The organism is Arcicella aquatica (assembly GCF_034928825.1).
GTDB lineage: Bacteria > Bacteroidota > Bacteroidia > Cytophagales > Spirosomataceae > Arcicella > Arcicella aquatica.
In genome coordinates this window covers 1-1,051 of the sequence record NZ_JAYFUL010000105.1, presented here as the reverse complement: position 1 = coordinate 1,051, position 1,051 = coordinate 1, and the positions used below count along the sequence as shown (strand labels likewise).

Below are 1,051 nucleotides of genomic sequence, written 5' to 3'. Positions count from 1 at the left end.
ACATTGGCACATTTTTGCCATAAAAGAACATAAAATGAAAAATAAAATACAAATAAAGAAAAGCCCTTTACAAGTCTTAAAATCAATACCCTGACGGCTATGGTGACACACAGAACACGATTTATAGATAGTTTCCTTACCTATTCCTCTTCTCCCTCTTTTTTCTTGGGTAATTTATTTTGTAATAAATCGGATGCCAAGAGAGATTCTTTTAGACTGACAAAATCTGAGAGAACAATGATAATGGTAAAAAACGACAGTAGGTCTTCCAGCATCACCAATACTTTAGCAGGAATGATTTGTGGCAAAATTTCTCCATAACCAAAATTGGTAAAATTCAACACACTAAAATACAAGCATTCAAAAAGTGTTTCAGGGATGGATAACTTTTCAGGAACACCCGAAAAGCATTCAGGATTAACATGATAGAGACAGAAATAATCAACTGCAAATGAAAACGTAACCAATAGCACATTGATGATAACGAACTCTAAGAAACGATAAAAGGGGGCATCTTTTACGGTAACTTCCAAAATCATTCTTGAGCTTTGCCATACAATAAAGGCTATTTTCAAGAATGCCAAACCGACAATTATCCACTGAGTGCCACTATCTTTTAGAAATTCGTAGGTGTCAATCAAAACGATGAATAAACCCAAGCCTATTGTTACAAGGCTTTTTATCACAAAATCTCTATAGCTAACACTCATAAGGCACATTTAAATTTTTACAAATTTACAATTTTAGGTTTCTTGTACAACTATGCTATTTTAAAAAAGAAACGACTCTATTCCTAGCGAGGGACTTAAGTTCTACTGATTACTTACAAGTTGATAAATAATTGATAATCAACAGTTAACAACCTCATCCCCCAGCCCCTTCTCCTTCAGAGAAGGGGAGCAGACTCTGGTTCTTAAAGCTCCCCTCTCTGAAGCAGGGCTGTTAAGTTCTGGGATTTTATTAATTTTGACCAAATAATATTTTGTAATGGAGCTTAATGATTTTTTTAAAAGCCTTTCTGACCCTCGTAGAGGTCAAGGTCAACGCTATC

General features: G+C 34.8%; 1 protein-coding gene. It reads right to left on the bottom strand.

The annotated features are described in order from the left end of the window. Positions 1 to 140: 140 nt before the first annotated feature. Positions 141 to 710, bottom strand: coding sequence for an ion channel (locus VB264_RS25005; RefSeq protein WP_323254133.1), 570 nt, complete (start codon positions 708 to 710; stop codon positions 141 to 143). Between the last annotated feature and the right edge of the window lie 341 nt (positions 711 to 1,051).

Excerpts from the sequence above, each read along its gene's own strand:
- VB264_RS25005 (WP_323254133.1), bottom strand. The coding sequence starts at position 710 with ATGAGTGTTAGCTATAGAGATTTTGTGATAAAAAGCCTTGTAACAATA.